The sequence below is a fragment of the Pseudomonas sp. KCJK9000 genome (genome assembly GCF_046230725.1).
GTDB classification, from domain to species: Bacteria; Pseudomonadota; Gammaproteobacteria; order Pseudomonadales; family Pseudomonadaceae; genus Aquipseudomonas; species Aquipseudomonas promysalinigenes.
Map to the genome: position 1 here is coordinate 15,314 of NZ_JBJJLN010000009.1, position 23,104 is coordinate 38,417.

The 23,104-nt window shown below is 61.5% G+C and carries 25 protein-coding genes; 13 read left to right on the plus strand and 12 right to left on the minus strand.

Annotation, left to right across the window (positions count from 1 at the left end; all coding sequences use genetic code 11):
* Positions 1–52: 52 nt before the first annotated feature.
* On the plus strand, positions 53–1,684 hold the full coding sequence (locus tag ACK59H_RS06410; protein WP_060476967.1) for a twin-arginine translocation signal domain-containing protein: 1,632 nt from the start codon (positions 53–55) through the stop codon (positions 1,682–1,684).
* 67 nt (positions 1,685–1,751) lie between these two features.
* Here the strand turns inward: ACK59H_RS06410 and ACK59H_RS06415 are convergent, their stop codons facing one another.
* The 7 genes from ACK59H_RS06415 to ACK59H_RS06445 form a co-directional block, all read right to left on the minus strand.
* The gene (locus ACK59H_RS06415) at positions 1,752–2,711 is read right to left on the minus strand and encodes an endonuclease (RefSeq protein ID WP_060476966.1); all 960 of its coding nucleotides are present in this window, start codon (positions 2,709–2,711) and stop codon (positions 1,752–1,754) included.
* Positions 2,712–2,849: 138 nt separating this feature from the next.
* Positions 2,850–3,176, minus strand: coding sequence for an AzlD domain-containing protein (locus ACK59H_RS06420; RefSeq protein WP_261743836.1), 327 nt, complete (start codon positions 3,174–3,176; stop codon positions 2,850–2,852).
* Positions 3,173–3,892, minus strand: a complete 720-nt coding sequence (locus ACK59H_RS06425) for an AzlC family ABC transporter permease (protein ID WP_060476964.1) — start codon at positions 3,890–3,892, stop codon at positions 3,173–3,175. Before ACK59H_RS06425 ends, ACK59H_RS06420 begins: the two co-directional genes overlap by 4 nt.
* 170 nt (positions 3,893–4,062) lie before the next feature.
* Positions 4,063–5,442, minus strand: coding sequence for a dihydrolipoyl dehydrogenase (gene lpdA, locus ACK59H_RS06430; RefSeq protein ID WP_060476963.1), 1,380 nt, complete (start codon positions 5,440–5,442; stop codon positions 4,063–4,065).
* A 2-nt stretch (positions 5,443–5,444) separates the two neighbouring features.
* Positions 5,445–6,713, minus strand: coding sequence for a dihydrolipoamide acetyltransferase family protein (locus ACK59H_RS06435; RefSeq protein WP_060476962.1), 1,269 nt, complete (start codon positions 6,711–6,713; stop codon positions 5,445–5,447).
* Positions 6,714–7,772 carry an alpha-ketoacid dehydrogenase subunit beta gene (locus ACK59H_RS06440; protein WP_060476961.1) on the minus strand — a complete coding sequence of 353 codons (1,059 nt, stop codon included), beginning with the start codon at positions 7,770–7,772 and terminating at the stop codon, positions 6,714–6,716. It abuts the gene before it with no gap.
* A gap of 1 nt (position 7,773) precedes the next feature.
* Positions 7,774–9,006: a 3-methyl-2-oxobutanoate dehydrogenase (2-methylpropanoyl-transferring) subunit alpha gene (locus ACK59H_RS06445; RefSeq protein WP_060476960.1), complete on the minus strand. Its 1,233-nt coding sequence runs from the start codon at positions 9,004–9,006 to the stop codon at positions 7,774–7,776.
* Between the two features lie 197 nt (positions 9,007–9,203).
* On the opposite strand from ACK59H_RS06445, the gene bkdR reads away from it, so the two are divergent.
* The 3 genes from bkdR (at position 9,204) to ACK59H_RS06460 (ending at position 12,586) form a co-directional block, all read left to right on the plus strand.
* Positions 9,204–9,689 carry a Bkd operon transcriptional regulator BkdR gene (gene bkdR / locus ACK59H_RS06450; protein WP_060476959.1) on the plus strand — a complete coding sequence of 162 codons (486 nt, stop codon included), beginning with the start codon at positions 9,204–9,206 and terminating at the stop codon, positions 9,687–9,689.
* 191 nt (positions 9,690–9,880) lie between these two features.
* The gene (locus ACK59H_RS06455) at positions 9,881–11,122 is read left to right on the plus strand and encodes a glutamine synthetase family protein (RefSeq protein WP_196375118.1); all 1,242 of its coding nucleotides are present in this window, start codon (positions 9,881–9,883) and stop codon (positions 11,120–11,122) included.
* A 129-nt stretch (positions 11,123–11,251) separates the two neighbouring features.
* On the plus strand, positions 11,252–12,586 hold the full coding sequence (locus ACK59H_RS06460; RefSeq protein WP_060476957.1) for an MFS transporter: 1,335 nt from the start codon (positions 11,252–11,254) through the stop codon (positions 12,584–12,586).
* A 54-nt stretch (positions 12,587–12,640) separates the two neighbouring features.
* On the opposite strand, the gene ACK59H_RS06465 is transcribed toward ACK59H_RS06460, so the two are convergent.
* The 5 genes from ACK59H_RS06465 to flgA form a co-directional block, all read right to left on the minus strand.
* The gene (locus ACK59H_RS06465) at positions 12,641–13,213 is read right to left on the minus strand and encodes a hypothetical protein (RefSeq protein WP_060476956.1); all 573 of its coding nucleotides are present in this window, start codon (positions 13,211–13,213) and stop codon (positions 12,641–12,643) included.
* Between the two features lie 147 nt (positions 13,214–13,360).
* The gene (locus tag ACK59H_RS06470; RefSeq protein WP_060476955.1) at positions 13,361–14,104 is read right to left on the minus strand and encodes a flagellar brake protein; all 744 of its coding nucleotides are present in this window, start codon (positions 14,102–14,104) and stop codon (positions 13,361–13,363) included.
* Between the two features lie 80 nt (positions 14,105–14,184).
* Positions 14,185–14,652 (minus strand): flagella synthesis protein FlgN, encoded by a 468-nt coding sequence (locus tag ACK59H_RS06475; RefSeq protein ID WP_060476954.1) that lies wholly within the window; start codon positions 14,650–14,652, stop codon positions 14,185–14,187.
* A gap of 50 nt (positions 14,653–14,702) precedes the next feature.
* On the minus strand, positions 14,703–15,017 hold the full coding sequence (gene flgM, locus ACK59H_RS06480) for a flagellar biosynthesis anti-sigma factor FlgM (RefSeq protein WP_060476953.1): 315 nt from the start codon (positions 15,015–15,017) through the stop codon (positions 14,703–14,705).
* Between the two features lie 150 nt (positions 15,018–15,167).
* Positions 15,168–15,920, minus strand: a complete 753-nt coding sequence (gene flgA / locus ACK59H_RS06485; RefSeq protein WP_060476979.1) for a flagellar basal body P-ring formation chaperone FlgA — start codon at positions 15,918–15,920, stop codon at positions 15,168–15,170.
* Positions 15,921–15,998: 78 nt separating this feature from the next.
* Between flgA and ACK59H_RS06490 the strand changes: the two genes are divergently transcribed.
* The 9 genes from ACK59H_RS06490 (at position 15,999) to flgG (ending at position 23,055) form a co-directional block, all read left to right on the plus strand.
* Entirely contained in the window at positions 15,999–16,928 is a 930-nt protein-coding gene (locus ACK59H_RS06490) for a chemotaxis protein CheV (RefSeq protein ID WP_060476952.1), read from the plus strand.
* 51 nt (positions 16,929–16,979) lie between these two features.
* Positions 16,980–17,807, plus strand: coding sequence for a protein-glutamate O-methyltransferase CheR (cheR, locus tag ACK59H_RS06495; protein ID WP_060476951.1), 828 nt, complete (start codon positions 16,980–16,982; stop codon positions 17,805–17,807).
* A 300-nt stretch (positions 17,808–18,107) separates the two neighbouring features.
* On the plus strand, positions 18,108–18,515 hold the full coding sequence (gene flgB, locus ACK59H_RS06500) for a flagellar basal body rod protein FlgB (protein ID WP_060476950.1): 408 nt from the start codon (positions 18,108–18,110) through the stop codon (positions 18,513–18,515).
* Positions 18,516–18,518: 3 nt separating this feature from the next.
* A complete protein-coding gene (gene flgC / locus ACK59H_RS06505; RefSeq protein ID WP_060476949.1) occupies positions 18,519–18,962 on the plus strand; it encodes a flagellar basal body rod protein FlgC in 444 nt (147 codons plus the stop codon).
* A 15-nt stretch (positions 18,963–18,977) separates the two neighbouring features.
* Positions 18,978–19,694 (plus strand): flagellar hook assembly protein FlgD, encoded by a 717-nt coding sequence (gene flgD, locus ACK59H_RS06510; RefSeq protein WP_060476948.1) that lies wholly within the window; start codon positions 18,978–18,980, stop codon positions 19,692–19,694.
* A 27-nt stretch (positions 19,695–19,721) separates the two neighbouring features.
* Entirely contained in the window at positions 19,722–21,068 is a 1,347-nt protein-coding gene (gene flgE / locus ACK59H_RS06515; RefSeq protein ID WP_060476947.1) for a flagellar hook protein FlgE, read from the plus strand.
* Positions 21,069–21,116: 48 nt separating this feature from the next.
* Positions 21,117–21,302 (plus strand): hypothetical protein, encoded by a 186-nt coding sequence (locus tag ACK59H_RS06520; protein ID WP_060476946.1) that lies wholly within the window; start codon positions 21,117–21,119, stop codon positions 21,300–21,302.
* Positions 21,303–21,481: 179 nt separating this feature from the next.
* Positions 21,482–22,222 carry a flagellar basal body rod protein FlgF gene (locus tag ACK59H_RS06525; protein ID WP_060476945.1) on the plus strand — a complete coding sequence of 247 codons (741 nt, stop codon included), beginning with the start codon at positions 21,482–21,484 and terminating at the stop codon, positions 22,220–22,222.
* 47 nt (positions 22,223–22,269) lie between these two features.
* Complete coding sequence (gene flgG, locus ACK59H_RS06530) at positions 22,270–23,055, plus strand: flagellar basal-body rod protein FlgG (protein WP_060476944.1); 786 nt, start codon at positions 22,270–22,272, stop codon at positions 23,053–23,055.
* The last annotated feature ends 49 nt before the right edge of the window (positions 23,056–23,104 follow it).

Here is a 23,104-nt window from a genome sequence, read left to right on the forward strand (position 1 = left end):
GGCGTCTCGTTCTAGCTCGATAGGCGTGGCTGACACGGGTACGGATGTGGCGATGAGGTTTTCCAGGCGTGGGTTCATGGTGGGGCTAGCGGTTGCGGGGGCGGCGGGCTCGGCAGCGTGGTATGCGCGCCAGCCCCAGGACTACGACGAGCCGCTGGGCAAGGATGAAGTGCAGACAGTGGGCGAGGCCACTGTCGAAGCAGCCAGCGAGCCCGGCATGCGCATTGCCGACAAACTGCGCGGTATCTGGGACCTGCGCTTGAGTGGTGCCGATGCCGGGCTTGAGGGCTTGCCGCTGCAGGGCCTGCAACTGCTGCTCGATGTCGGGCCGACGGGCCGCGCGCTGCGCGGCTTTGTCGATGTCGCACAGCAACTGCGCGGCAACGATCAGCCTCGCTACCGAGTGCTGGGCGAGCTGGTTGCTGCCGATGCGGGCAACGTGCGCTGGCGCCTGGTGCCGGCGGGAGCGTCAGCACCTAGCCATGAGCTGGAGGCGACCCTCGATGAGGTATGGGCCTCATGGGGCAATGCGGGCGCAGGCACCCTGACCGGCCGCATCCGGCGCATCGATCGGCCACTGCTGAGCCCTGAGCCTGACAACCAGTTCATTGCCAGCAAACGCGCCTTCCCCGAGGCCCGCCAGGTCACGCCGTTGGCACCCACGCTCATGGCTTGGCTGAACTCCCCGGAGCACCGCCTGTTTCATCAGGTATGGCATGCCACTCGGGACAAATGGCACCGCTTGCCCGAGGCCAAGCGCGATGCTCTGCGAGGCGCTGGTTGGCAACCAGGCCCGCGTGATGCGGAACGCAGCGCTCGGGGCCGGCGCAAGCACCTCAATGGGTCCGGCGAAGATTTTCTGTTCATGCACCGGCACATGCTGGGGCATGCACGCAGCCTGCAGCCTGACCTGCCGAACTGGACGCAATTGCCACTGCCGTCACCGCAGCTGGAGTACGACCGCTTGGGATTCATCCGCTATCAGGAGAACCACGATGGCAACTCGGTGCCACCGGCCTGGGTGGCGGCCGATGATGAAGAACTGAGCCAGTGGTTGCATGGCATCAAGGCGGCACAGACTTTCTTCAGTAACTTTCAGGTGTGGGAGTCGCAGTATCAGGACCCGGACTACCTCAGCCGCCTGACCCTGGGGGAATTTGGCTCACAGGTGGAACTGAACATTCATGACTGGTTGCACATGCGCTGGGCCACCGTCACCCGCGACCCCTCCAACGGCGCCCCGGTGATGGGTGACCGCGACCAGACCGATTACGCTGCGCGCTGGTTCCGTGAGGAAAACGACTTCCTGGGCGACCCGTTTTCGTCCCACGTGAACCCAGTGTTCTGGCGCTTTCATGGCTGGATCGACGATCGCATCGAAGACTGGTACCGGGCACACGAGCGCGCCCATCCGGGTGAAGTGCAGCGCCGGCAGGTCAACGGTGTGTCCTGGTTCGCACCGGGGCGGTGGGTGCAGGTCGGTGACCCATGGCTCGGGCCGATCACCCATGGCTGCGGTGGCATTTCCGATGCTGGAGGCGGGGCGGGGGAGATGGAAGTCGAAGCCATGAAGCTTGCGCTGCGGATTGCTTTCAGCGGTGAGCGGGACGTGGCCCCCTTGCTGCGGCGCACCCCGCGCAGGCCTTGGTATGCCCGGCATATCAAACTGCCGGGCAAGGTCTGAACGAGGCTTTAGCGCGACGGGTATCGCGCCCAGCGGTGGCCGGGGCTCCAGCCGACCTGCAAGCCGCTTATCTGCAATTACCTGCCTTGCGATACCCTGCCGCTTGCGCTTGGGCTTCGCTGCCAAACGCCACTTGGTTCTTCTGCGACACCTGGCTGTAACCTGGGCAGCCAGTGGCCAGGTGATAGACATGGCTATTGCGGTTACCCAGCACCGCGCCAGCGCTTAGTGCATTGGCCAGTGTCGGCTCGGCCGGCGCCGGTTTGACAGCCGGTGCCGAGGCAACGCCAGCACCTTGTGGCGTGTAACCCAGCGCCCACTTGCGCTCACCGGTGACGAACGGGTTGCTGTGGCCCATGATCGCGGCAATGCGCTGATCCCGTTGCTTTTCCCAGGCCGTTACCGGGTGCTGCTTGTCCCAGGCCATCAACACCTGTTGCTGCTGGCGCGACATGCTGAGCTTGTAGCGATCGAACATATAGAACGTGGTGCGTGCTACCAAGCCTTTGACCTCGTCGCGTGGCTCGGCGGTTTTCTGTTGGAAGTCGATCTTGGTGGTGCATTGGCCATACTGCGGCGCAACCCCAGACACCATGCCGTAGTTGAAATTGCTGCGGTCACCATTCACTTCGCCCACCGATGGGTAGAGGTTGAACAGATCGGCCTCCATGGCGCGGAAGGTTGGATCGCTGTCGACACAATGCTCGCGCCCGCCGTTCTGCCAGCATTGGCGCTGGTGGCCGAAGGTCCAGGCCGGGACGATATGCTCCCATTCGGTACGCTCGGCGCGGGTTTGCTGCGTGCGGGTTTCATAGCCGCAGGATTTCAAATCGACGCGCCCGCCTGACTTGCCTACCCAGGTCCACTTGCAGCCACAGTACAAGTCGCCGGTGGCGCTGTTGTTTTGGTCAAGGTAGATCTTCTGTTTCGCGACCACCTTGGCTTCGGTGAAGGTGGCGGGTGGGCTGGCGAAGGCGGCGGGTAGGGCGGCGAAGGCAAGTGCGACGGCGCAGAGCAGTTTCTTCATTGAATTACGTCTTAGGCTTACAAAAAGACGCGATTATACGGATTGTGCCCTGGGGTAGAAGCGGTGAAAGGCTTGCGGTTGAGCGCTGCGCGGCCGTGCGAAGGCGTGCGACAGCTCTCGAGGGTACTCACGCAGAGCTTAATAGCCCCAGTACTGCAACCCCCACAGCACACCCATGCCGACCCCCAGGGTCAGCAGCGTGCTGCGTGTGCGCCAGGCGACCAGCGCGGCGACGATCGCCGCAGGTAGCTGCGGGTTGCCTATGTCGATGCCAGGCTGCCCGGCCTCGAACACCACCGCCGGCAGTACCAAGGCGGCCAGTACGCTGGCTGGCACGTACACCAGCGCGCGGCGCAAAACCGGTGGAATGCGCAATGCACCATAGAATTCGATGAACGACAGCCGTATCGCGAAAGTGCCCAGGCCGATCAGGGCGAAGGTGACCCAGGGGGATAGCTCGGTCATGGCGTCTGCGCTGCCTTGTTTGCGTCTTTGCGTAGGTGCTCGATGGTCAAGCCGCTGATCACCCCGCCCAGCGACGCGGCCAGCAAACCCAGGTTGTAGGGTAGGTCATGTGCCAGAACCGCCAGCGCACCGCCCGCCACCGCTGCGCCCAACATTGCCGGGTTACGGATGCTCGGCACCAGCAGGGCCAGGAACGACAAGGGGATGGCAAAGCCCAGCGACCAGGATTGCGGGATGCCGGCACCCAAGTAAACACCGGCCAGCACAGCCAGGTTCCAGCCGACCCACATCGGCAGGGCTGTTCCCATGTAGTACGCGAAGGCAGATCGGCCCACCGGGCCGGTGCCGAACTTCAGGCTGCACAGTGCAAAAGCCTGATCGGAGAGCACGAATGCCAACGGCCAAGTCTTGCGCCGCGGCAGGTTACTGAGATGGGGCGCCAGGGCTGCGCTGTACATCACAAAGCGCAGGTTGATCACCAGTGCGGTCACCACCATGGTCAGCGGCAGCGCACCGCTGTGCATCAGTTGCAGCACCACCATCTGCGCAGACCCGGAATAGAACAGCAAGGTCATGCCCATGGCATCGGCAGGCGACATACCGATACCTATGGCAGTCACTCCGGTGATCAAGCCAAAGGGCAGCATGCCGGTCATCAATGGCAGGACCGCGCGGGCACCTTCGCTGAAGGCGGGCATCGCGCCTTGGTGTGACATGGGGTATTCCTTGACGCTCATCGGGGCTGCACAAAGTAAAGGGCGCAGCGCGTTGCCACAATGGCTTTTTCGAAACGATCGGTCTGCGCGAGGGCACGCAGGCGTTAGCGGATAAAAAAGACCCGCAGCGCCAGGGCGAGCGGGTCAAATCGGCCTTGGCCGCTCCAGTGTCAGATATGCAGTGCGTGGCCCAGCGCACGCAGCGCCGCTTCCTGCACCGCCTCGCCCAGGGTCGGGTGGGCATGGATGGTCCCGGCTACATCCTCCAGCCGTGCGCCCATCTCCAGCGACTGCGCGAATGCAGTACTGAGCTCGGACACGCCCACTCCAACCGCCTGCCAACCGACGATCAGGTGATTGTCACGGCGTGCCACCACGCGCACGAAACCGCTGGTCGATTCAAGCGTCATGGCCCTGCCGTTGGCGGCGAACGGGAATTGCGCGACGATGCAGTCGAGCCCAAGCTGGCTGGCTTGCTCGGGCGTGTGGCCCACCACCACCACTTCCGGGTCGGTAAAGCACACTGCGGCGATGGCTGCAGGTTCGAACCGTCGCGCTTTGCCAGCGATGATTTCGGCAACCATCTCACCCTGCGCCATGGCACGGTGGGCAAGCATCGGCTCACCGGCCACGTCACCAATGGCCCAGACGTTGCGCATGCTGGTCTGGCAGCGCGCATCGATGGCGATCGCAGCGCCGTTCATCTTCAGGTCCAGGCATTGCAGGTTGAACCCTTGGGTGTGTGGCCGACGGCCTACTGCCACCAGCACCCGGTCGGCCTCAAGGCGCAGTTGCCCGCCCTGGCCATCGCTGGCCAGCAGGCAGCCGTCTTCATAGCCCTCTACGCTGTGGCCCAGGTACAGGCTGATGCCCAAAGTCTTCAGAGCCTGCGCTACGGGGGCGGTCAGCTCGCTGTCATAGGTCGGCAGAATGCGTTCGCGCGCCTCCACGACGCTCACCTGTGCGCCAAGCTTGCGATAGGCGATGCCCAGTTCCAGGCCGATGTACCCGCCACCCACCACCACCAGATGCTTGGGTAGCGTTGAGGGCGCCAGGGCTTGGGTGGATGAAATGATCGGCCCACCCAAGGGGAGCATTGGCAGTTCGACGCTGGTGGAGCCAGTGGCCAGCAGCAGGTGTTCGCACTGTATACGCTGGCCGTCGACCTCGACCTGCTTGCCATCGAGGATCTTTGCCCAGCCGTGGATCACCTTCACGCCATGTTTCTTCAGCAAGGCAGCCACGCCTGTGGTCAGGCGGTCGACGATGCCATCCTTCCAGGCCACGCTCTGGGCGATATCCAGGCGCAGGTTGTCGACGCTGATGCCCAGTGGCGAATGCCCGGCCAAACGTGCGGTCTGATGGAATTGCTCGGCCACATGGATCAGCGCCTTGGACGGGATGCAGCCAATGTTCAGGCAGGTGCCGCCCAGGGCCTGGCCTTCGATCAGCACCGTAGGAATGCCCAGTTGCCCGGCACGGATAGCGGCTACATAACCACCCGGGCCACCGCCGACGATCAGCAGGGTAGTATCGATGATCTGCGACATGCTCACTCCAGGAACAGACAGGCAGGTTGTTCGAGCAGGCCGCGCACGGCCTGGATGAACTGCGCGGCGTCCATGCCATCGACCACCCGGTGGTCGAATGAGCTGGACAGGTTCATCATCTTGCGCACGACGATCTGGCCGTCGATCACCACCGGCCGTTCGACGATACGGTTGACGCCGACGATCGCCACTTCCGGTGTGTTGACCACCGGTGTGCTGACGATGCCGCCCAAGGCACCGAGGCTGGTCAGGGTGATGGTCGAACCGGTCAACTCTTCACGGCTGGCCTTGTTGCTGCGCGCAGCGTTGGCCAGGCGTGCGATCTCGCTGGCGTTGGCCCACAGGCTGGCGGCTTCGGCGTGGCGCAACACCGGGACCATCAAACCGTTGTCCCCCTGGGTGGCGATGCCCACATGCACCGCACCATGGCGGGTGATGACCTGTGCTTCGTCGTCGTATGTGGCGTTGATCTGCGGATAGTCGCGCAGGGCTACCACCAGAGCGCGTACCAGAAACGGCAGCAGCGTCAGCTTGCCACGCGTATCGCCATGCTTGGCGTTGAGCTGCTGGCGCAGGGCCTCCACGGCGGTGACGTCGATCTCTTCTACGTAACTGAAATGCGCGACCCGGCGCTTGGCATCCTGCATGCGCTGGGCGATCTTGCGGCGCAGGCCGATCACCGGCACCTGCTCGCTGTCGGTGCGCTTGGCATAGCCCTGCGGGGCCTGGCCGGCAGCGCTGTGCGGTTTGCTCATGAACGCGTCGAGGTCTTCGTGCAGGATGCGCCCGGCCGGGCCGCTGCCATGCACATAGCGCAACTCGATGCCGGCATCCAGTGCGCGTTTGCGCACGGCAGGCGAAGCCAGCGGTTTGTCGCCAGGCTGGCGCGGCACGATCGGCGCTTGGGCAAGCTGCGCCGGGGTATGTGCGGCTACGGGTTGGATGGCCTGTGGCTCAGGCTTGGGCGCAACCGTTGCACTGGGAGCCTGCGCCACGTTGGCCTGCGGCACCTCGACATGGTTGCCGCCGCCTTCGACCTCGATGCGGATCAGCTCGCTGCCGACCGCCATCACTTCGCCCGGCTGGCCGCCCAAGGCCAATACTTTGCCGCTGACCGGCGAGGGGATTTCCACCGTCGCCTTGTCGGTCATGACGTCGGCCACTACCTGGTCCTCAGCGATGACGTCGCCGACTTTGACGAACCATTCCACCAACTCGACCTGCGCGATGCCTTCGCCAATGTCTGGCATCTTGATGACGTGCGTGCCCATTCAGACCTCCATGACCCGTTTCAATGCCGCGCCCACCCGCGATGGGCCTGGGAAGTACGCCCATTCCTGTGCGTGGGGGTAGGGGGTGTCCCAACCGGTGACACGCTCGATCGGCGCTTCGAGGTGGTGGAAGCAGTGCTCCTGCACCAGCGACACCAGTTCGGCGCCGAAGCCGCAGGTACGCGTGGCCTCGTGGACCACTACACAGCGGCCGGTTTTTTTCACCGACGCGACGATAGTTTCAAGGTCCAGCGGCCACAAGCTGCGCAGGTCGATGACTTCAGCATCCACACCGGTTTCCTCGGCAGCCACCTGGGCCACGTACACCGTGGTGCCATAAGTCAGCACGGTCACGTCGTTGCCGGGACGGGTGATGGCCGCTTTGTCCAGCGGTACGCTGTAGTAACCGTCGGGCACAGCGCTCTGCGGGTGTTTCGACCAGGGGGTGACAGGGCGGTCGTGATGGCCGTCGAACGGGCCGTTGTACAGGCGTTTGGGCTCCAGGAAGATCACCGGGTCGTCGCATTCGATCGAAGCGATCAGCAAGCCTTTGGCGTCGTATGGGTTGGACGGCATGACCGTGCGCAGGCCGCAGACCTGGGTGAACATCGCTTCGGGGCTCTGGCTGTGGGTCTGGCCACCGTAGATGCCGCCACCGCAGGGCATGCGCAAGGTCAGCGGGGCGATGAACTCGCCGGCCGAGCGGTAACGCAGACGGGCCATTTCCGAAACGATCTGGTCGGAGGCCGGGTAGAAGTAGTCGGCGAACTGGATTTCCACCACCGGGCGCAAGCCATAAGCGCCCATGCCAACGGCAGTGCCGACGATACCGCTTTCCGAGATCGGCGCGTCGAACACGCGCGACTTGCCATACTTGGTCTGCAGGCCTTCGGTACAACGGAAAACCCCGCCAAAGTAACCGACGTCCTGGCCGTATATCACCACATTGTCGTCGCGCTCGAGCATGACATCCATGGCCGAGCGCAAGGCCTGGATCATGGTCAGTGTGCTGGTGGCCATGGCGGTTTCCGGGTTGATGCTGTTGTTGTGATCGTTCATTTCAGACCCCTAGTTCCTGGCGCTGACGACGAAGGTGCTCAGGCATGTCCTTGTAGACGTCTTCGAACATCGACGCCGCGCTGGGAATGTGGCCATTGGCGAGCGTGCCGTACTGTTCGGCCTCTTTCTGCGCCGCGATCACTGCTGCTTCGAACTCGGCGGTGGTGGCCTGATGTTCTTCCTCGGACCAGTGACCGGTCTTGATCAGGTGCTGCTTGAGGCGGGCGATCGGGTCGCCCAGTGGGAAGTGGCTCCAGTCATCGGCCGGGCGGTACTTGGACGGGTCGTCGGACGTCGAATGCGGGCCGGCGCGGTAGGTCACCCACTCGATCAGCGACGGGCCAAGGCCACGGCGGGCGCGTTCGGCGGCCCAGCGCGAGGCGGCGTAGACGGCGACGAAGTCATTACCGTCGACCCGCAGCGAGGCGATGCCGCAACCCACACCACGGCCGGCGAAGGTGGTCTGTTCACCACCCGCGATCGCCTGGAAGGTGGAGATCGCCCATTGGTTGTTGACCACATTGAGGATCACCGGGGCGCGGTAAACGTGGGCGAAGGTCAGGGCGGTGTGGAAGTCCGACTCGGCGGTGGCGCCGTCACCGATCCAGGCCGAAGCGATCTTGGTATCGCCCTTGATCGCCGAGGCCATGGCCCAGCCCACTGCTTGCACGAACTGGGTCGCCAGGTTGCCGCTGATGGTGAAGAACCCGGCATCGCGTACCGAGTACATGATGGGAAGCTGGCGGCCCTTGAGCGGGTCGCGCTCGTTGGACAGCAGCTGGCAGATCATGTCCACCAGGGACACGTCGCGGGCCATTAGAATGCTTTGCTGGCGGTAGGTGGGGAAGCACATGTCAGTGCGGTTGAGCGCCAGCGCCTGGGCGCTGCCGATGGCTTCCTCGCCCAGGCTCTGCATGTAGAAAGACATCTTTTTCTGGCGCTGGGCAACCACCATGCGGCTGTCGAAGATGCGTGTCTTGAGCATCGCACGCATGCCTTGGCGCAGCACCTGGGGGTCGATGTCATCGGCCCATGGGCCCTGGGCATCGCCGTGCTCATCGAGTACGCGGACCAGGCTATAGGAGAGGTCGGCGGTGTCGGCGGCGTCTACATCGATTGGGGGTTTACGGACTTTGCCTGCGTCGTTCAGGCGCAGGTAGGAGAAATCTGTCTGGCAGCCTGGCCGGCCGGTGGGCTCGGGCACATGCAAACGCAGGGGGGCGTACTCGTTCATGCTTTTTACGCTCGCTCGGATGTTGTTTTTGTGAGCTCTGAAGCGGTCGCCGCTGACTACCGGCTTGTGACTGGCAGGTCAGCGTCACTTACATCTTAGTGGCAGGGCGAGAGAATTTTTCTCTCAAGTTGATTGCCTTTGTCTGACAGGGGAGATAAACATTCCGCACAAGCACAAAAAACCGGTGAATTTGTCTCATGCGCAAGCTCGATCGTACCGATATCGGCATTCTCAACAGCCTTCAGGACAACGCCCGCATCACCAATGCCGAGCTGGCGCGCTCGGTGAACTTGTCGCCCACGCCCTGTTTCAACCGGGTCAAGGCGATGGAGGAGCTGGGGGTGATTCGCCAGCAGGTCACCTTGCTGTCGCCCCAGGTGCTGGGCCTGGACGTGAACGTGTTCATCCATGTCAGCCTGGAGAAACAGGTCGAGCAGGCCTTGCACCGCTTCGAGGAAGAAATCGCCGAGCGGCCAGAGGTGATGGAGTGCTACCTGATGACGGGAGATCCGGACTACCTGCTGCGGGTGCTGCTGCCGAGTATCCAGGCCCTGGAACGGTTCCTCGATTATTTGACGCGCTTGCCAGGGGTGGCCAACATCCGCTCAAGCTTTGCCCTCAAGCAGGTGCGCTACAAGACCGCTTTACCGTTGCCTGCCAATGGCATGACCTTGCGCGAATAGGCTGGCACAGTCTATGCGAGAGGGTGCTTGATATTTTAAACACCCCTAGCCTATGTTGTGGCCAGCCCATAACAACAAGGACAAGCGTCATGACCACCGCCGCCCACCGCTCGCCTGCCGAGATCCTCCAGGGCATTGACCAGATCGAATGCGTCACCCCCGACCTCAACGGCGTCCCCCGTGGAAAAGTGATGACCGCCGAAGGCTTCCTCGAGGGCCGCCGCTTGCAGATGGCCCGGGGGGTGCTCTTGCAATGCATCATGGGGGGGTACCCTCCAGCGCGTTTCTACGGCAGTGATGACGGTGACCTGGCGTTGGTGGCCGAGCCTGCACAGATCCATCGCCTGCCATGGAGCGAAGAGGGCCTGGCGCTGGCTATCTGTGATGCCAACGAACTTGACGGCATGCCCTCCGGGCTGTCCACGCGGGGCCTGCTAAAAGCGGTGATCGCCCGCTATGCAGCCCTGGGGTTGGCACCGGTGGTGGCGACCGAGCTTGAGTTCTTCGTCTTTGCCCACAACGCCGACCCGCTGCAGCCCTTCCAGCCCCCGCTTGGCAGGGACGGCCGCCGTGAGCTTGGGCATTCGGCGTTCAGCGTCAGCTCCAACAACGGCCTGCGCCCATTCTTCCAGGAGGTCTACCAATGCATGGCGGCCCTGGGCCTGCCACGCGACACCTTCATGCATGAAATGGGCGTGAGCCAGTTCGAGATCAACTTGCTGCACGGCGACCCGCTGCTGCTGGCCGACCAGACCTTCCTGTTCAAGCACCTGCTCAAAGAGGTGGCCCTAAAGCACGGGCTGACTGTGGTGTGCATGGCCAAACCGTTGGCACATACCCCGGGCAGTTCCATGCATATTCACCAGAGCCTGGTGGAGATTGCCAGCGGGCGGAATGTATTCAGCGACCAGAAAGGCGAGGCGACCGAGGCGTTTTACCACTTCATCGGTGGCCAGCAGGCGTGCATGGCCGACTTCACCGCGTTGTTCGCGCCCAACGTCAACTCCTACCAGCGCTTGTGCCACCCTTACGCTTCGCCGAACAATGCCTGCTGGTCCGAGGACAACCGCGCTGCAGGCCTGCGCATCCCTGCCAGCGCCCCGGTGGCGCGACGGGTGGAAAACCGCTTGCCGGGCGCAGACGCCAACCCCTACCTGGCCATCGCTGCCAGCTTGGCCGCGGGCCTGCATGGCATCGAACAGCGCCTGCAGCCCACCCCGGCGATCCAGGGCGAGTTCCAGGTGCCGGAGCACTTGAGTCTGCCTTGCACCCTGCATGCAGCACTGGAGCGCCTCAAGCGCAGTGCGTTGGCCCGGGAACTGTTCGGCAATGAGTTCATCGAAGGCTACGTTGCGAGCAAGACCCTTGAACTTACGGACTTCTTCAACGAAATCACGCCATGGGAGCGACGCGTGCTGGCCTCACAGGCCTGAGCGCGACACCCTTGGTACTGGCCGCGCCGCTGTCAGCCGATTTGGCTGGCGCAGGACTGCATTACGGCCGTTTTGCTTTTATGCTTGCGGCAAGCCAACGCCACCTGACCAGGGAGTTCGACGGGACGTATGCGAAACATCTGGAAGCCCTTTCAGTCGCTGTATTTTGCCGCCTTGATGATGCTGATCGGCTCCGGCCTGCTGAGCACTTACCTGGCACTGCGCCTGGCGGCCGAGCATGTCGATAGCCTGTGGGTAGGTGCGTTGATGGCAGCCAACTACTTTGGTCTGGCGGTAGGCGGCAAGGTCGGCCACCGGCTTATCGGTAGGGTTGGGCACATTCGAGCCTATGCCACGTGCGCCGGCATCGTCGGTGCGGCGGTGCTTGGCCATGGCCTGACCAGCTGGCTGCCGGTATGGGTCGGGCTGAGGATGATCGTCGGCCTGGGCATGATGTGCCAGTATATGGTCATCGAAAGCTGGCTCAATGAGCAGGCCGACGCCAAGCATCGGGGTGCGGTGTTCAGCGGCTACATGATCGCCTCCTACCTTGGCCTTGTGCTTGGCCAGCTGATTCTGGTGGTACACCCGCAACTGGGCCCTGAGCTGCTGATGCTGGTAGCCATGTGCTTCGCCTTGTGTCTGGTGCCGGTAGCGATGACACGGCGCATCCACCCAGCACCGCTGCGCCCGGCACCGATGGAACCAAAGTTCTTCATCAAGCGGGTACCACAGTCGCTCAGCACGGTACTGGGTTCGGGCCTGATCGTCGGCTCGTTCTATGGCTTGGCGCCGCTGTACGCGTCCAGTCAAGGCATGTCGACCGAACAGATTGGTCTGTTCATGGGTTGCTGCATCTTTGCCGGGCTGCTGGTGCAGTGGCCGCTTGGCTGGCTGTCCGACCGGTATGACCGTGCTGTGCTGATTCGTAGCGTCGCAGTGGGTTTGGCAGTGGCGTCGGCGCCGCTCGCCCTATTGCCCAGCGTGCCGCTTGAGGTGCTGTTCGGCATTGGCTTCGTGATTTCCCTGCTGCAATTTTGCCTGTACCCGCTGGCGGTGGCGTTCTCCAATGACCATGTCGAGAGCGAGCGGCGGGTTTCGTTGACGGCCATGCTGCTGGTCACCTATGGCGTGGGTGCCTGTATCGGGCCCTTGGCGGCGGGTGTTCTGATGAAAGTATTCGGGGCGCAGATGCTCTACGCATTCTTCGCATTCTTCGCCCTGGTGCTGGTCTGGCGCATCCGGCCAAAAGCCGTTACCGGGCTGCACCAGGTGCAGGATGCTCCACTGGGGCACGTGGCCATGCCAGCGGCCGGCTCGCCACTGTCGGCGGCCCTCGACCCCCGTGTGGATGAGCAGACCGTGCAGGACGTGATGCAGACCCCAGTTGCGGCTGAGGATACCGAAGAAGAGGAAAAGGCGGGGGTAGAGGCGGCGCCGGGGCACGTCGAGCGGCCGGTGTAATCGAACTGCCAGCAAGCAGGCCCCGTGCCTGATTGCTGGCAGGCGGCAATGTCACTAGTGCTTGAGCTCTATATTGCGCAGCTGCAGCGTCAGCACTTCGCCCTGTTTGTCGCCGGCATTGAGAAACCACAAACGCAGATTGTCACTGTCCTTGTTGCTGACGTGCCTATAGGGCACAACTGACACCCTGTGGCCCTGCAAGTCGCGCAGGTGGAAATCGATATGCTCGGCGCTTGCCACATCACCATCCCAGGGTTGCAGCAATTCGATCTTCCATTTGTTGCGCGACTGCGAAAACAGATCGTGTGGCAAGTCCAATAACCTGCCCAATACGTGAGTACCGTATAGGCCCAGCCAGCCATTGCCGTTTTTGGCGAGCCTTGCGTCTTGGTACTCCCAAGAAGTGTCGCATTTGATCTTGTAGTAGATGCGGTTACGTCCTTTTTCCACGAAGGCGAACTCAAAGCGTATGGGCTTGAAGCTGGAGGTGCCCCGCAAGTGGTGCTCTGTGCACAGCCAGCCATCGACGTCCAGTGAGAGCGTTGGGTGCACCCAGATGGGGGTTTCAACTACCCCGATACGGCCATAGTGGCAATGCAGTTCAGCGGTGAATGTCGATTGAATCATGCTAGGCCTCGTTCCTGATGCGCCTGTTGCAGGCTTGGGGCGCTCTACAGTAGGAAGTCGGTCAATCACGCGTAATGGGGAAACCTTACGCCAATCGGCAAACGAAAACGCCACCCGGTGGGTGGCGTTCGGCGAGCGCGGCTCGGTTCAATAATCGTCTTTATCGAAACGCCGAGCCTCACGCTGCAACTGGTAGACGAAACTTTCGACCTTGCGCTGGGCTTGACCTGTGAGGTTATGAAAGCGCACGCCAGCAAAGGTGGTGTTGATCCGCTCTTCGAAGTGCAGATGGCGCAGTTCCACCATGGTATCAACCAGGCCTAGCGGGTTGCTGGCCTTGAAGCGTTCGTACACTTGGCCCAGTTGCAGGCGGTCCTCGACGTTACCGTCGAAGCGCAGCTTGCAGCCGGTGGCCGAAATGTCCAGCAGCTTGCCACGCAAGGCACCGTTACCCTTGAGGTAGCTGCCATCGAGAATGATGTCGACCAACTGCGACAGCTTGAGCGCTGCACGGAATGCGTTGCGGCGCTGGTGGTAGGTCATTTCTTCAGGCATCGCACCGCGGTAGCAGCGATGACCATCGACCTCGCTGATTTTCAACTGCTGGTCGCATTCCCAGGCGATGCGCACACCGTCGTGGAAGCCTTCGATGCGGAACGCTTCGCCGTTCTCGATGAATTTTTCGCCATCGCGCGGAATCATTTCATCCAGGGCCAGCGCATTGCTGTCACGGTCTACGTGCACCACGTAACTCTGGAACCGCTGGCTGCGCTCGTGGAAGGTGATGATCAGCGGATCGTGGCTTTCTTGTAGTAGGCGCAGGTTGGCCGCGATCTCCAAAGGCGTGTTCAGCACCTTTGGCGGTTGCGGGGCATCGGCTTCATTGAACACGGGTTATCAATCTCCAGGCAAAAACGACACACGCAAGTAACGGCATTTTGCCAGTATGTTCCGTGCCTTGATAGAAATAATCACACCTGGCTGAGCGCCCGGGGCTTGGCTAGTGGGGAGGTGGTGCCACGGCTGTCGTAGAGCGATGGCGCTTCACCGCCCTGAAGGATATTGATCTGGTTGGCCGTGACGTGTTGTTGCACTTGAATCATCCGGCCGTTGGTCTCGTTGACCTTCTGGCACGCCGTCATCAACTGGTTCAGCACTTCGAGCTGCTGCATGATCAGCTCGCCGTTGTCCGACTGAGCGGCCAGTGCCTGCACACCGGCACGGTTGGCACTAAGGCCAAGGCTGGTGAGCAGGTTGTTGCGACGCATGCCTTGCTGCTCGAGCAGGACGATCAGCGACTGCTTGCGCGCCAGGATACCCTCCAGCGGAGCCATGTCGCGGCCGTGCAGGGCGATAGACTCCTGCTGGAGCAGGTCGAGCAGTTCCTGGGTCGGTGCGATGTCGTCTTCGATCAGTTGCAGCAAAGTGATGTCGTGCATGGCTAACTCTTGGCTTTACATAGCGTCCGTGAAGTCAGCGCGACGAACGGTCAGCGCTGGGCTTCGAAATCGAGCAGTTTGCTGGCGACACGGCCGGCGTCGACCTGGTAGCTGCCGTCTGCGATGGCCTGCTTCAACTGCGCCACGCGGGCACTGTTGACGACGGGCTGGTCGCGCAGCTTGTCGCTGACCTGTTGCAACTGCTGGGCCTCTTGGCTGAGGTGTACCGCTTCTCCGCTGGCGCTGGCGCCTTTGGGCGCTTCTTTGGCTTCGCCGGTTTTTTCGGCGTTGCCGGACGTGGCGTTGCCACGAACGCCGCCCGTGATGGACGGAGAGTTGTTCAAACGACTTAAGTCGATGGCCATGATCGCAAACCTCTGGGTATTTGGACGCTTGCCTTGTTTTCGGCCAACCCGAAATAAACTTTAGGCATGAATGCGTAGCCGCCTGTCAGCAAGCCCGCGAACCCGTTTGCGCACAGTTTAGGAAAAGCCGCAGCGCACTGCCAGCGTAATCTACATGGCGACCTCGACGTGGCCTGGGCCGGTCACCCGGGCTTTGACCACCCGCTGCGAATTGAGGTTGCGCACGCGGATCTGCTCGCCTTCGCCACCTTTGGCCAGCGCTTCACCAGGCATGCGCACGCTCAGCGAGCCACTGCGCGCGGTAATCACGACATGATCGCCCTTGCGCACTACCTCGGCCTGTTCAAGGTGCTGCGGCGTGAGTACCTGGTCGAGCACTGTGGGGCGTAGCATTTTCATGCCCACCGCCTGATCCAGTTCGGTGAGAAAACCCTGGTTCAGCGTGCCGACATCGCGCTCGCGCAACGCGACATCGTTCTCGCCGACCACGTTGTCACGTTTGAGTGGCCGAGTGACCACCACCACCTCGCGAAATAGCTTCACCGTTGCCGGTACGAAGATGGTCCAGGGCGCGCTGCCGTTGCAGCGCACCCGCACGGTCACCCGCCCCAGCGGTTGGGCCGGGCTTTCCAGCGACGCGTCCAGTTGCTGGCTGCACAGGGGCATGCGTAGGCGCGGGTCGAGCGGGTTGACCTGAATTTCGTAGCGCCCTGGGGTTTGCGTGGTCGCCAGATAGTCCTCGACACTGAATTCAAGAAACCCTTGGGTGACACCGATAAGCTGTTCAGGCAAGGTAACCGCGTCCGCCAGTGTGCGAGCGCCAGGTGCCAGCAGGCATAGCGTGGCGAGCAAGCCGCTCAGCAGGTGCGTCAGTCGTCGGAAATTTGTCGTTTTCGTGTACATGGCGCTCAAAAAAGCAAAGCCCGTGCCGACTTGCTGAGCAAGTGGCACCAAAAAGGCAGAAAGCATAAGGAGTCAGGCATGGCGGGGGTAATGGATTCAGTCAACCAGCGTACGCAGCTGGTTGGGCAGAATCGCCTGGAATTGCTGCTGTTCCGTCTCAATGGAGCGCAGCTTTACGGCATCAACGTGTTCAAGGTCCGCGAGGTGCTGCAATGCCCTGAGCTGACCCTGTTGCCCAAGTCTCACCGGGTTGTGCGAGGTGTAGCGAACATTCGCGGGGCGACCATCCCGATCCTCGATTTGTCGATGGCGACCGGCCTGCCAGGCTTGCAGGAAGACACGCGCAACAGTTTCGTGATCATCACCGAGTACAACACCAAGACCCAAGGGTTTCTGGTGCATTCGGTCGAGCGTATCGTCAACATGAACTGGGAAGAGATCCATCCACCACCCAAGGGCACTGGGCGCGACCATTACCTGACGGCCGTTACCCGGGTCGATAACCGCATGGTCGAAATCATCGACGTGGAGAAGGTGCTGGCCGAGGTGGCACCGTCGTCCGAATCGGTGTCTGCCGGTGTGGTCGATGCCGAGGTGCAGGACAAGGCCACTTTGTTGCGCGTGCTTACCGTCGACGATTCGTCGGTGGCGCGCAAGCAGGTCAGCCGCTGCCTGCAGACGGTGGGGGTGGAGGTGGTGGCACTCAACGATGGTCGTCAGGCCCTGGATTACCTGCGCAAGCTGGTGGACGAGGGCAAGCGGCCGGAAGAAGAGTTTCTGATGATGATTTCCGACATTGAAATGCCGGAAATGGACGGCTATACGCTTACCGCAGAAATCCGTAGCGATCCGCGTATGCAAAAATTGCACATCTGCCTGCATACTTCGCTGTCCGGGGTATTCAACCAGGCGATGGTCAAGAAAGTCGGTGCCGATGATTTCCTCGCCAAATTCAGGCCGGATGACCTGGCCCAGCGCGTGGTCGACCGAATCAAGGCAACGCATTGAAGCAGCCGGGGGCAGCCCCCCGGCACCAGTGATTGAAAAGAGGCGGCAGTAGTGTCTACGGGTAATTTGGAATTCGAACAGTTCAGGGTCTTCCTGGAAAAAGCCTGTGGCATCCTGCTGGGGGAGAATAAGCAGTACCTGGTTTCCAGCCGTCTCAACAAGCTGATGGAGCAACAGGGTATCAAGAGCCTCGGCGAGCTGGTGCAGCGCATTCAGACCCAGCCGCGCGGCGGCCTGCGTGAGCAGGTGGTGGATGCGATGACCACCAACGAGACCCTGTGGTTTCGCGATACCTACCCGTTCGAAGTGCTGAAGAACAAGGTCATACCTGAGTTCATCAAAAACAACCCCGGCCAGCGTCTGCGCATGTGGTCGGCGGCCTGTTCGTCGGGGCAGGAGCCGTATTCGATCTCGATGGCCATCGACGAATTCGAGCGCAGTAACCTTGGCCAGTTGAAGATGGGGGCGCAGATTGTCGCCACCGACCTTTCCGGTTCGATGCTGACCAATTGCAAAAGCGGTGAGTACGATAGCCTGGCGATCGCTCGTGGGTTGTCCCAGGAGCGCTTGCAGCGTTATTTCGACACCAAAGGGCCCGGCCGCTGGGCGGTCAAGCCGGCCATCCGTAGCCGAGTCGAGTTCCGCGCTTTCAACCTGCTCGACAGTTACGCAAGCCTGGGCAAGTTCGATATCGTGTTCTGTCGTAATGTGCTGATCTACTTCTCGGCGCAGGTGAAGAAGGACATCCTGATGCGCATCCACAGCACCCTCAAGCCTGGGGGCTATCTATTCCTAGGTGCCTCGGAGGCGCTGAACGGGTTGCCGGACCATTACCAGATGGTCCAGTGCAGCCCCGGTATCATCTACCAGGCCAAGTGAGCGCGATGGCCGGCAATGCAAATTGCCGGCTTTTTTGTTTGCCTGTGCCAGATATCTCGCGGTTCAACCCGCAAATCGTGACGTAGCGGTTTGACGTCAATTTTTTGATTTGCCGCTTTTGCCACCCCTCAATTGCCGCTTTTCCCTGGCCAAGCGGAAGCACTTTGCCGCTTTTCTGGCATCGGGCCAGTAGCGGAATACACTGCAGCCCAGTGTTTGCGCAATTTCAGGTCTTTGGCACAACCCTTGCTATGACTTGCTCAACGAAATTCCGGCCAACCTTCGAAGGTTTACCCGATTATGAGCATCAGTTTCGACAAGGCGCTTGGCATTCACGAAAAAGCCCTGGGTTTTCGCGCCCAGCGTGCCGAAGTGTTGGCCAACAACATCGCCAACGCCGACACGCCCAACTACAAGGCGCGTGACTTGGACTTCTCTTCGGTGCTTGCCGCCGAGAGTCAGAAGCAGCAAAGCGGGCGCTTTGCCATGGACCGTACCAATAGCCGGCATATCGAGGCCCAAGGGCTGGCAATGGCTGACGACAGCTTGCAGTACCGCGTGCCAACTCAGCCCTCGGTGGACCAGAACACCGTGGATGCCCAGATCGAGCAATCGAACTACACCGAAAACGCCATCGGGTTCCAGGCCAGCTTCACCCTGCTCAACAGTAAATTCAAAGGGCTGGTGTCGGCCCTGCGCGGAGAGTAATTCATGTCCCTTTCCAGTGTTTTCAACATCGCCGGCAGCGGCATGAGCGCGCAGAACACTCGCCTCAACACCGTCGCCTCGAACATCGCCAACGCCGAAACCGTGTCCTCGAGCATCGACCAGACCTACCGTGCTCGCCACCCGGTATTTGCCACCACCTTCCAGAACGCCCAGAACGGCACCAGCCAGTCGCTGTTCGAGGATCAGGGCGAGGCGGGGCAGGGCGTGCAGGTCAAGGGCATCGTCGAAGACCAGAGCAACCTGGAGGCGCGTTACGAGCCTAACCACCCGGCGGCGAACAAGGACGGCTACGTCTACTACCCCAACGTCAATGTGGTTGAAGAGATGGCTGACATGATCTCGGCCAGCCGCGCGTTCCAGACCAACGCCGAGCTGATGAACACCGCCAAGAACATGATGCAGAAGGTTCTGACCCTGGGTCAGTGATAAGGAATCGCGACGATGGCCATCGATACTTCGACCACCGGTGTCAACCTCAATGACGTGCTGGCGGCCTCGGGTGTAAGCACCGGTACCACCAAGAAAACCGCCACAGACACAACTTCCCAGACGGGCAACAGCACGCTGGGCAAGGACGCGTTCTTGCAGCTGCTGGTGACCCAGATGCAGCACCAGAACCCACTCGACCCGCAGGATAACGGTGAGTTCGTCGCCCAGTTGGCACAGTTCAGCAGCCTGGAAGGCATTACCTCGCTCAATGAATCGGTTACCAACATCACCAGTGCCATGGCCTCGTCCCAGGCCCTGCAGGCTTCTTCGTTGGTCGGGCGCTCGGTGATCGTGCAGAACGACAAGGCCGTGGTCGACACCGCCGATAGCTTCAATGGCCAGTTCGTCGTACCCCAGGCCATCGATGGGGCGAAGATCACCGTCAAAGACAAGGACGGCAACACCGTCAAGACCATCGAGGTGGGCGAGCAGAAAGCCGGCTACGCCGACTTCATTTGGGATGGCACCAACGCCAGCGGTGAAAAGGTCGATCCGGGCACCTACACCTTCACCGCCAGCACCACCGTCGACGGTCAGTCGGTGCAGATGAATACCCTGCTGCCGGCCAAGGTCACCAGCGTCAGCTTCAACACCACAGGCGAGATGGTGCTCAACCTCGCTGGCGTCGGCAAGGTTTCCCTCGCTGACGTACAAACCATCGGTATCTAAGGCCAGAACGGCACAAGGAGCAACAGCATGTCTTTCAATATCGGCCTTAGCGGTCTGTACGCAGCCAACAAGCAACTGGACGTCACTGGCAACAACATCGCCAACGTCAACACCACAGGTTTCAAATCGTCCCGTGCCGAGTTCGCCGATGTCTACGCTGGTGCCAACCGCCTGGGCGTAGGCAAGAACCAGGTCGGTAACGGTGTGCGCCTGGCCGCGGTTTCCCAGCAGTTCACCCAGGGTGACGTGAACAACACCGGCAACGTGCTGGACATGGGCATCCAGGGCCAAGGCTACTTCGTACTGTCGGACAACGGTTCGATGGTCTACACCCGTGCCGGCGCCTTCCAGAACAGCAAGGACAACTACGTCGTCACCTCCGATGGCCTGCGCCTGCAAGGTTATGCGGCGGATGCCAACGGTACGATCAAGAAGGGTGTGCTGACCGACCTCAAGATCGATACCTCCGCCCTGCAACCTAAGGCCACCAGCCTGATCGACCAGGGTATCAACCTGAACTCGTCGGCCAAATCCATCCCGCTGCCTTCCACGCCGCCGGTCGCAGGTGAGATCGTCTTCGACCCAACCGACGAAACCTCGTACAGCAAGTCGTTCTCGACCAAGGTCTACGACAGCCAAGGCAACGAGCACACCATGGAGCAGTTCTATCGCAAGACCGATACGAACGAGTGGACCATGTACACCCTGATCGATGGCCGCAACCCGATGGACCCGACCACCGATACCCCATTGACGGGCACCATCAGCTTCAACAGCGATGGCAGCGTGGCCTCGATGACCACTGACACCACCGGGCTGCCGACGGGGGCGGAGTGGAGCGTGACCAACAACACCTTCACGCTCAAGGGCTGGATTCCAGCCACTCAGGATGCCAGCGGTAACTGGATCGCCAACGGTTCCACCGAGAACACCACTGGCATGCGTCTGTCGATGAACAGCACCACCTCGTACAATACCGAGACCGCGCGCATGTCGCAGTCCCAGGACGGCTACGCCACCGGCATTCTCTCCAGCCTGAGCATCGACTCCACGGGTGTGCTGTTCGCCAGTTTCAGCAACCAGCAATCCCGGGCCATTGGCCAGGTGGCGCTGGCCAGCTTCGCCAATGACCAGGGCCTGCAGCAAATCGGTGGCACCCGTTGGACGGAAACCTATTCCTCGGGCATTCCGGGCATCGATTCGCCGAAAACCGGCACCTTGGGCAGCGTTGAGTCCAACTCACTGGAAGCCTCCAACGTCAACCTGACTCAAGAACTGGTCGAGTTGATCAAGGCGCAGAGCAACTACCAGGCAAACGCCAAGACCATCTCTACCGAAAGCACCATCATGCAGACCATCATCCAGATGACCTGATGATGACGCGCTGGGGCCGTCGAGCGGCCCCGGCGATCTGGAGCACCCATGAACAAGCTGGCCATCCTGTTGCTCGCCGCCTTCTACCTGTATCAGGCCCACGCCGGCACCGCGCCTTGGTGGCGTTGGGAAAGCCAGGCGGACGGGCGGCTGGTGTGTTCGCAATGGCCGCCGGGGCAGGGCTGGAAAAAATTCGCCGGCCCTTATAGCAACGGCGGTTGCCGCGAACCGTAAGCCGTTGCCGCTATCGGCAAACCGGCGCCGGATAACCGGCGGCAGGCAGCTGGCAAACCCTGAATAAGCCCGTGAATACGGGCTTTTTCATGAATTCGAAAAGTTGGTTCGGAACTTGCTTTAAAGCCTGCACAGCAGCGGCGAGCGGCAATCGATCGTCAGTGCAGCGGAGGATGACTGTGGACAAGATGCTTTACGTGGCCATGACCGGCGCCAGCCAGAACGCGCTGGCGCAAAAGGCCCACGCCAACAACCTGGCGAACGTTTCCACCAATGGCTTTCAGCGTGATCTGGAACAGGCACGCTCCATGCCGGTGTTCGGTGACAGCTTTCCGTCGCGGGCATTTGCCATGACCGAGCGCCCGGCTACCGACTTCAGCGAAGGGCCGATGGTCGAGACCGGGCGTGACCTGGACGTGGCGGTGAGCGGCCAGGGCTTTATCGCCGTGCAGGCGCCCGATGGCAGCGAAGCTTACGTGCGCACCGGCAGCCTGAACATCGATGCCCTTGGCGTGTTGCGAGCTGGCAATGGCATGCCGGTGATCGGCAACGGTGGCCCTATCGCCATTCCACCAGAGCAGAAAGTCGAGGTCGGTGCCGATGGCACCCTCAGCATCCGCTCGATGGGTGAAGGCCCGCGGGTGATGGCCGAAGTCGACCGTATCAAGCTGGTCAACCCGGACATCAAAACCATGACCAAAGGTCTGGATGGCTTGATTCACACCCAGAGCGGCCAACCGGCGGCTGCCGACGTCAATGTGCGGGTGGTGTCGGGCTTTCTGGAAGGCAGCAACGTCAATGCCGTCGAAGAAATGACGTCGGTGCTGGCGCTGTCCCGCCAATTCGAGCTGCACGTGAAAATGATGAACGCGGCCAAGGAAGGCGATGAAGCCATGGCGCGTGTTTTGCAAATCGGCTAACCAACTGTGAACGGGTGCCGTAAAACAGGCGCACGAGGAGAATACTGATGCTTCCGGCTCTTTGGGTCGCTAAAACCGGCCTGTCCGCCCAGGACACCAACCTGACCGTTATTTCCAACAACCTGGCCAACGTTTCGACCACAGGCTTCAAACGCGATCGCGCCGAATTCGCCGACCTGTTGTACCAGATCAAGCGTCAGCCTGGCGCGCAGTCGACCCAGGACAGCGAGCTGCCATCGGGCCTGCAGGTAGGTACCGGTGTGCGCATCGTCGGCACCCAGAAAAACTTCCAGACCGGCAGCCTGCAAACCACCGAAAACCCGCTGGACATGGCGGTCAATGGCCGTGGCTTCTTCCAGGTGCTGCAGCCTGATGGCACTGTCTCCTATACCCGTGACGGTACTTTCCATCTCAACTCCGATGGCCAGATCGTCACTGCCCAGGGCTTCGCTCTGGAGCCTGCGGTAGTGGTGCCCAACGATGCCCAGACCTTCACCGTCGGCCAGGATGGCACCGTGTCCATCACCACTGCCGGTAACCCCGCAGCACAGGTGATCGGCAATATCCAGACAGCCGACTTCATCAACCCCGCTGGCCTGCAAGCCATCGGCGACAACCTGTTCCTGGAAACCGCTGCCAGTGGCGCGCCGCAGGTCGGCACACCAGGCCTCAATGGCTTTGGCACCACCTTGCAGCAGACACTGGAGAACTCCAACGTCAGCACCGTCGAAGAGCTGGTGAACATGATCACCACCCAGCGTGCCTACGAGATGAACTCCAAGGTCATCTCCACCGCTGACCAGATGCTGTCGTTCGTCACGCAACAGCTCTGAAGCGTGGTCGCTGCAAGCCTAAGTGCAGGTTCTACTCCCGTTACACCGT

What these genes read in the sequence shown, in the direction of transcription:
- ACK59H_RS06455 (WP_196375118.1), top strand. Translation starts at nt 9,881, where the DNA reads ATGACCGCCGAAGGCTTCCTCGAGGGCCGCCGCTTGCAGATGGCCCGG.
- bkdR (WP_060476959.1), top strand. Translation starts at nt 9,204, where the DNA reads ATGCGCAAGCTCGATCGTACCGATATCGGCATTCTCAACAGCCTTCAG.
- ACK59H_RS06440 (WP_060476961.1), bottom strand. Translation starts at nt 7,772, where the DNA reads ATGAACGATCACAACAACAGCATCAACCCGGAAACCGCCATGGCCACC.
- flgD (WP_060476948.1), top strand. Translation starts at nt 18,978, where the DNA reads ATGGCCATCGATACTTCGACCACCGGTGTCAACCTCAATGACGTGCTG.
- flgM (WP_060476953.1), bottom strand. Translation starts at nt 15,017, where the DNA reads ATGGCCATCGACTTAAGTCGTTTGAACAACTCTCCGTCCATCACGGGC.
- ACK59H_RS06410 (WP_060476967.1), top strand. Translation starts at nt 53, where the DNA reads ATGAGGTTTTCCAGGCGTGGGTTCATGGTGGGGCTAGCGGTTGCGGGG.
- ACK59H_RS06490 (WP_060476952.1), top strand. Translation starts at nt 15,999, where the DNA reads ATGGCGGGGGTAATGGATTCAGTCAACCAGCGTACGCAGCTGGTTGGG.
- ACK59H_RS06475 (WP_060476954.1), bottom strand. Translation starts at nt 14,652, where the DNA reads ATGCACGACATCACTTTGCTGCAACTGATCGAAGACGACATCGCACCG.
- flgB (WP_060476950.1), top strand. Translation starts at nt 18,108, where the DNA reads ATGAGCATCAGTTTCGACAAGGCGCTTGGCATTCACGAAAAAGCCCTG.
- ACK59H_RS06460 (WP_060476957.1), top strand. Translation starts at nt 11,252, where the DNA reads ATGCGAAACATCTGGAAGCCCTTTCAGTCGCTGTATTTTGCCGCCTTG.
- ACK59H_RS06420 (WP_261743836.1), bottom strand. Translation starts at nt 3,176, where the DNA reads ATGACCGAGCTATCCCCCTGGGTCACCTTCGCCCTGATCGGCCTGGGC.
- ACK59H_RS06415 (WP_060476966.1), bottom strand. Translation starts at nt 2,711, where the DNA reads ATGAAGAAACTGCTCTGCGCCGTCGCACTTGCCTTCGCCGCCCTACCC.
- flgC (WP_060476949.1), top strand. Translation starts at nt 18,519, where the DNA reads ATGTCCCTTTCCAGTGTTTTCAACATCGCCGGCAGCGGCATGAGCGCG.
- flgE (WP_060476947.1), top strand. Translation starts at nt 19,722, where the DNA reads ATGTCTTTCAATATCGGCCTTAGCGGTCTGTACGCAGCCAACAAGCAA.
- lpdA (WP_060476963.1), bottom strand. Translation starts at nt 5,442, where the DNA reads ATGTCGCAGATCATCGATACTACCCTGCTGATCGTCGGCGGTGGCCCG.
- ACK59H_RS06435 (WP_060476962.1), bottom strand. Translation starts at nt 6,713, where the DNA reads ATGGGCACGCACGTCATCAAGATGCCAGACATTGGCGAAGGCATCGCG.
- ACK59H_RS06465 (WP_060476956.1), bottom strand. Translation starts at nt 13,213, where the DNA reads ATGATTCAATCGACATTCACCGCTGAACTGCATTGCCACTATGGCCGT.
- flgA (WP_060476979.1), bottom strand. Translation starts at nt 15,920, where the DNA reads ATGTACACGAAAACGACAAATTTCCGACGACTGACGCACCTGCTGAGC.
- flgG (WP_060476944.1), top strand. Translation starts at nt 22,270, where the DNA reads ATGCTTCCGGCTCTTTGGGTCGCTAAAACCGGCCTGTCCGCCCAGGAC.
- ACK59H_RS06445 (WP_060476960.1), bottom strand. Translation starts at nt 9,006, where the DNA reads ATGAACGAGTACGCCCCCCTGCGTTTGCATGTGCCCGAGCCCACCGGC.
- ACK59H_RS06425 (WP_060476964.1), bottom strand. Translation starts at nt 3,892, where the DNA reads ATGTCACACCAAGGCGCGATGCCCGCCTTCAGCGAAGGTGCCCGCGCG.
- ACK59H_RS06520 (WP_060476946.1), top strand. Translation starts at nt 21,117, where the DNA reads ATGAACAAGCTGGCCATCCTGTTGCTCGCCGCCTTCTACCTGTATCAG.